This window comes from Acinetobacter bouvetii, from assembly GCF_902753875.1.
GTDB lineage: Bacteria > Pseudomonadota > Gammaproteobacteria > Pseudomonadales > Moraxellaceae > Acinetobacter > Acinetobacter bouvetii_A.
Window position 1 is genome coordinate 147,723 of the sequence record NZ_CADDTS010000040.1, and the last position, 6,000, is coordinate 153,722.

General features: G+C 40.1%; 5 protein-coding genes. 3 read left to right on the forward strand and 2 right to left on the reverse strand.

Going from position 1 to position 6,000, the window contains the following annotated elements; all coding sequences use genetic code 11:
- Positions 1-10 precede the first annotated feature (10 nt).
- Together FB6_RS12345 and FB6_RS12350 are read left to right on the forward strand one after the other, a co-directional pair.
- Positions 11-1,498 (forward strand): YifB family Mg chelatase-like AAA ATPase, encoded by a 1,488-nt coding sequence (locus FB6_RS12345; RefSeq protein ID WP_174560275.1) that lies wholly within the window; start codon positions 11-13, stop codon positions 1,496-1,498.
- Positions 1,499-1,504: 6 nt separating this feature from the next.
- The gene (locus tag FB6_RS12350; RefSeq protein ID WP_174560276.1) at positions 1,505-2,008 is read left to right on the forward strand and encodes a GNAT family N-acetyltransferase; all 504 of its coding nucleotides are present in this window, start codon (positions 1,505-1,507) and stop codon (positions 2,006-2,008) included.
- 64 nt (positions 2,009-2,072) lie between these two features.
- Here the strand turns inward: FB6_RS12350 and FB6_RS12355 are convergent, their stop codons facing one another.
- Complete coding sequence (locus FB6_RS12355) at positions 2,073-2,822, reverse strand: TorF family putative porin (RefSeq protein ID WP_174560277.1); 750 nt, start codon at positions 2,820-2,822, stop codon at positions 2,073-2,075.
- A gap of 371 nt (positions 2,823-3,193) precedes the next feature.
- Entirely contained in the window at positions 3,194-3,970 is a 777-nt protein-coding gene (locus tag FB6_RS12360) for a TorF family putative porin (protein WP_174560278.1), read from the reverse strand.
- 569 nt (positions 3,971-4,539) lie between these two features.
- Between FB6_RS12360 and FB6_RS12365 the strand changes: the two genes are divergently transcribed.
- A complete protein-coding gene (locus tag FB6_RS12365; protein ID WP_174560279.1) occupies positions 4,540-5,853 on the forward strand; it encodes an OprD family outer membrane porin in 1,314 nt (437 codons plus the stop codon).
- The last annotated feature ends 147 nt before the right edge of the window (positions 5,854-6,000 follow it).

A 6,000-nucleotide genomic window follows, 5' to 3' on the forward strand; every position in this document is an offset into this window, starting at 1 on the left:
ACAATAACAAATGTCTTTTGCCAAAATTTACACTCGAGGTCTGCTTGGACTTCATGCCCCTCAAATTGAGGTTGAAGTTCATGTCAGTCAAGGTCTGCCCTCTTTAACCATTGTTGGGCTTGCGGAAGCAGCGGTACGGGAAAGTAAAGACCGGGTCCGTTCTGCCATCATCAATAGCGGATTTCAGTTTCCCACTAAACGCCTCACTATCAATCTGGCTCCTGCAGATTTACCCAAAGATGGCTCGCGTCTGGATTTGCCGATTGCGCTTGGCATCCTCATCGCTTCAGGCCAACTGCCTGAAAATGTGACCGATCATCTGGAATTTATTGGTGAACTGGCGCTGGATGGTCAACTTCGCCCCGTTACCGGCATTCTCAGTATTGCCATTGCCTGCCAGCAGTCGCGACATCAGCTGATTCTGCCTGAACAGAATGCCCAGGAAGCCTCGCAACTGCCTCAATTTGAAGTCTTTGCTGCCCGGCATTTAAAAGATGTCTGTGAACATTTATCCAAACAGCATCCTATTCAGCAATATCAAGCCAACACGCCACCTGCTCTAGACCAGTACAAATTTGATTTAGCCGATGTAAAGGGGCAACTCCGTCCACGACGTGCCCTTGAAATTGCAGCAGCCGGCGGTCATTCATTATTGTTTAAAGGCCCGCCAGGAACAGGTAAAACCCTGCTCGCTTCACGGCTGGCCAGTATCTTGCCGCCGCTGGACATGCAGGAAAATCTGCAGGTTGCCAGTATTTATTCGGTAGCCAATAGTACACATGCCTTTGGTCAGCGCCCGTTTCGGGCACCGCATCATACCGCTTCAGCAATTGCTTTGGTGGGTGGCGGTTCACACCCTAAACCCGGTGAAATTACCTTGGCTCATTTAGGGGTACTGTTTCTGGATGAACTACCCGAATTTGACCGTAAAGTACTGGAGGTTTTAAGACAACCGCTGGAATCTAAAGAAATTGTGATTTCTCGTGCTTCCAGACAAATTACCTTTCCAGCTAATTTTCAGCTCATTGCAGCCATGAATCCCTGCCCGTGTGGTTACGCATTTAATCAGGATATCCGCTGCCAATGTTCAGCCGATGCAATTAAACGTTATCAAAATCGGATTTCTGGCCCCCTGCTGGATCGCATTGATCTGCATATTGACGTACCGCCCTTACAGGCACATGAATTGCAAGACACCAAAGCTGTTGAAAATTCAGAAACTGTTCGGGAACGTGTCATTCAAGCCTACCATCTACAAATTCAACGACAGCAATGCCTGAATCATGCGCTAAGCCCCAAGCAGCTGGAACAGTTTGCCTGTTTGGATACGTCAGCACAGAAAATGATGGAAATGGCACAGCAGCGTTTAAATCTGTCTGCCCGGGCTTATCACCGAGTATTGCGTGTTGCGCGCAGTATTGCCGATTTATCTGAACATACTGAAATTCAAAGCTCGCACTTAAGTGAAGCCTTGTCTTATCGGTCGCAGCAAGGTTAAACGTCGATGCAAAATTTATTGATTCGAAATGAAACTCCCGCTGATCATGCGGCCATTGCAGAAGTGATTGAACAGGCCTTTAAAACCCAGCCCTATTCCAGTCATACTGAGCAATTGATTGTGGCTGCCTTAAGACAGGAAAATGCGCTGACTATTTCCTTAGTCGCTGTTTTAAATCAGCATATTGTGGGACATATTGCCATTTCAAAAGTATCTATTTCTTCAAATCATGCAGGATGGTACGGTTTAGGACCGGTCGCAGTATTACCTAAATGGCAACAACTTGGGATCGGTTCAGCACTGATTGAATCTGCTTTGGCTGAATTAAAAAGTATGGCTGCAGAAGGCTGTGTTGTTTTAGGAGATCCATCTTTTTATTCTAAATTTGGTTTTCAGGTTGTGCCTGAACTGATTTTGGAAGATGTCCCCGCTGAATATTTTCAGGTTCTGGCTTTTAATAAAGCAATTCCTCCAGGTACTGTGAAATATCATGCAGCTTTCAATATTTAGAGCCCAGTAAAATTAAGACTTAAAAAAAAAGCGACCTAAAGTCGCTTTTTTTAAATCAGCAGTCTTAGAATGTATATTTTAAGCCAAATACTGCTTTATTTTTCAAATCTGTCTCGTCACGTAATTTTCCACCAATGACATAGTCCATGCTTACGCTAGCACCTGTATCACCTAATGGATGACTTAAACCCACAGTTAAATGGCGGAAACTGAAATCATCTTTAGTGTCTAGCGAAATGCCTTCGTAATCACCGCTATCAGAATAATAATATGCACCTAGAGATGTGTTTAAAGTAAAGTCTTTTGGTAAACCGTAGCTATAGCTTGCAAGTAAATAGGTATCACCTGCATTCCCCCAAGTGACATCATCTGTAAGTGTTTGAGCGGTAAGGCCAAAATTCTTATAACTTACACCAACCAAAGTTTCAAAAACATTGGCATCATCAGATGGATAATAAACGTAGTAAGTACCGCCTACTTTATAGCCCAGGTCTTTGGTAATTTTGCCACTGAACCCTGCGTAAAAGTCATGTTCAAAACTTTTATCTGTACCAGTAGGAAGTTCAGCGTTATAACCTAGAGTTGAACCCCAGTAACCTGCATAAAAGCCAGAAGAATGGCTATAGTCCAAACCACCTTGCACAGCAGCATTGTCATTTTCCAGACTTGCAGTATTACCTCGTAATACATATTGAGAAACCACGCCAATATTGCCAGAAACAGTATGTTCTGATGCTGGTGCCTCTTCTGCGAAAGTGAATGTAGATGCAGTCGCAGCTACAGCTAAAGATAATACTTTAAGAGTAAGTTTCATTATTGGATTCCCCCACATCGTAGCACGACGTTGTTTTGGTTATTTCGTTAAACTCATAGAGTAATTAGCAATAGCTATGCCAAAAGTGATTTCAAACATGTATCAAACAAAACAAATTCAAATAAAAACAACATAAGATACTGTTTTTATTTTATTTTTATTATTTTAACAAAATCCATTTTTAAGACTATTTATTTCGTCATGTTTCACGATTAGTGAGCGTTCACACTTCATTTACTCAAAGTCACAAATTCATATTTACTTACATCATGCCCCCTTTTAAGGCTGTTTTTTAATCACACCGATTGCTCATGCATAAAAAAAGTGCACAAATTTGAAGCAATTTATGCACTTTACAAAGATTTGATGGTTTAAAAATTAAAATTCAAACCAAATACGACCTGATCATCAAAATCTGTATCAAAGCGATCTTTACCACCGACCACATAATCTACTGATGCTGTAGCGCCAGTATTCGGAATTTCTTTACTCATGCCAATACGAGCTTCATTAAAAGCAACATCATTTTTAGTTTCTATAATACTGTCATCACGGCTACTGTTATAAATAGATGCTCCTACTGAAGTATTCAACATGAAGTTTTGTGGCAAAGGATAACGATAAGCCGCGTTTAGGTAGACATCTCCGGCATTGGCAAAAGAAGCATCTGCCAGCATGACTGCAGCACCTAAAGTCAAATCCTTATAAGCCAATTGACCCAATACATCGAAGGCTGTGGTTTTACGTTTATCACCGTTCAAACCATATACTGTACCGCCATCTTGGTAGTAATAAGCTGTACCTTGAACCTTATAGCTCCAGTCTTGATTGATCTCTTGACCATAGGCCACATAAAAATCATGTTCAAAACCATGGTCTTTATCAGCACTATCATCTGATGGATCATAATCCAGAGTTGATCCCCAGTAGCCCACGGTGAGACCACTTTTATGGGCATATTCAAGCCCAGCTTGCAGGGCAACATCATCATTTTCCACCCCACCGCGATAAATATACTTATTCACTACTGCAAAACTACCGCTGAGTTCCCCTGCTGCCGGTGAGGTTGGATTTTCATCAGCCAATGCAGACATGCTGCTGATGACAAGCAGAGAAGATAAAGCGATTTTATGTGAAATTTGCAGCATTACAACCCCATCTAGAACCTGTTATAGATTCTGCGCAACAAGAAAATTAGCTACGAATTCTAAAGCTTTTTTATAATTTTTGGTCAATTTTTTAATTGTTTTTATACCACTTTTTCGAGAAAAATATCTGTGAATTCACTCTAGTATTTAATTGAAATTTACTTAAGATCTAATCAAATTTAAATGATATTTACACAGATATCCAAAAATCCACTCTACTCATGTAACTTGTACTTCACTATTAAAGACAGCACATTTTCCGCGCCTTATAGGTATAAGACCAAAGTATGAAAAACAATTTTTTCATCAAAAATTACTTAAATTTATACTTTCAATACGAAATCTCCTGAAAATATTAAATGACAAATCATTTATTATTTAAATATATTATTGTTTTATAAAATATTTTTAAGACTTAACAATTTTACTGCTTTTTTATTAACCAAACGGTATAATCTTATATTCAGAGAATGTATAACTTTAATTAAATAAAATGTATTAAATTTGCTATACATTCCGTATACAATTCCTGCAATTTAATTCTCCTCTTTTGTATAAGGCAACTCCCAATGCAAAAAGCTCAAAAACTTACCTTAGCAGTTTTAATTCAGGCTGCCTTAATTTCAACTGCCTATGCTAGTGAGCAAAGCGAATCTAAAGGTTTTGTTGAAGATGCTGAAGGTACTGTACTGTTCCGCACCGGTTATATTAACCGCGACAAGAAATCACCTGGTGTTAAAGACCAAAGCTCTGCAGCACAATCTGCAATTTTTGATTTAGAGTCTGGTTATACCAAGGGTGTAATCGGTTTTGGTGTGGGTGTTGTTGGAGATGCCTCATTCAAACTTGGTGAGAACAAGAATGCCAATAACCAAATGATTCCTCGTGAAACAGGTTTAAACAATAAAGGTGAATTGGAAAAACAAGCTGGCGATACTTATGATCATTGGACACGTGGTGGCGCTAATGTGAAAGCGCGTATTTCCAATACTGAAGTACGCTATGGTACTCAAGTTTTAGACTTGCCTGTACTTGCCAGCAATACTGGCCGTATGGTGCCGGAATACTTTGAAGGTGTTTTGGCGACTAGCCGTGAAATTAACGGTCTGGAATTGACTGCCGGTAAATTCACTAAAGACCAAATGTCCCATCAAATTAACACTGATGGTAACCACTTAGACCGCGCGGTCGTTTGGGGTGCTAAATACAAATTTAATGATGCCTTCAATGCTGCATACTACGGTTTAGACTCTAAAAATGCGCTTGATCGCCATTATGTTAATGCCAACTACAAACAAGCTTTGGCCAATGGCAGCTCTTTGACTTATGATTTCAGCGGTTATCACACTGAGTGGGATAAACAGGCTGCAACGTATTCATCTACCATTGGTAATAAAGATGTAGATGGCCGCAGCAATAATATCTGGGCATTATCAGGTACATATAACCAAGGCCCGCACAATATCATGCTGGCTTACCAACAAAATACTGGCAATACTGGCTATGATTATGCTGAAAATGCTGACGGATTCCAAAGTATTTATCTGCCTAACTCATACCTGTCTGACTTTATTGGTAATCACGAAAAATCTGCCCAAGTACAATACAGTTTAGACTTCGGTAAATTGGGTGTTCCAGGTCTGAACTGGACTACTGCCTATGTTTATGGCTGGGATATTAACGTGGCTGGTCAAACAGCTGAAGGGAAAGAAACTGAATTCTTTAACCAGGTGAAATATACAGTACAGTCTGGTTTTGCCAAAGATGCCAGCTTACGCGTTCGTAACTCAATTTACCGTGCCAACGATGTGTATAGCAATGCATACATCGGTGACACCAATGAATGGCGTATTTTCTTGGATATTCCTGTGAAATTCTTCTAATTCAACAGTATATTTAAGATCTTAGATTAGCATTTGAAGTGCAACACCATGTTCTTGGAATAATACCTGACTCGGGCTTCTAAATCCGAGTCTTTTTCTTGGGCGATGATTCAAACGTTGAGTGATTTCTGAAATATAAGCATCCGA

Coding starts and splice junctions, on each gene's coding strand:
- FB6_RS12345 (WP_174560275.1), top strand. CDS start 11: ATGTCTTTTGCCAAAATTTACACTCGAGGTCTGCTTGGACTTCATGCC.
- FB6_RS12350 (WP_174560276.1), top strand. CDS start 1,505: ATGCAAAATTTATTGATTCGAAATGAAACTCCCGCTGATCATGCGGCC.
- FB6_RS12355 (WP_174560277.1), bottom strand. CDS start 2,822: ATGAAACTTACTCTTAAAGTATTATCTTTAGCTGTAGCTGCGACTGCA.
- FB6_RS12360 (WP_174560278.1), bottom strand. CDS start 3,970: ATGCTGCAAATTTCACATAAAATCGCTTTATCTTCTCTGCTTGTCATC.
- FB6_RS12365 (WP_174560279.1), top strand. CDS start 4,540: ATGCAAAAAGCTCAAAAACTTACCTTAGCAGTTTTAATTCAGGCTGCC.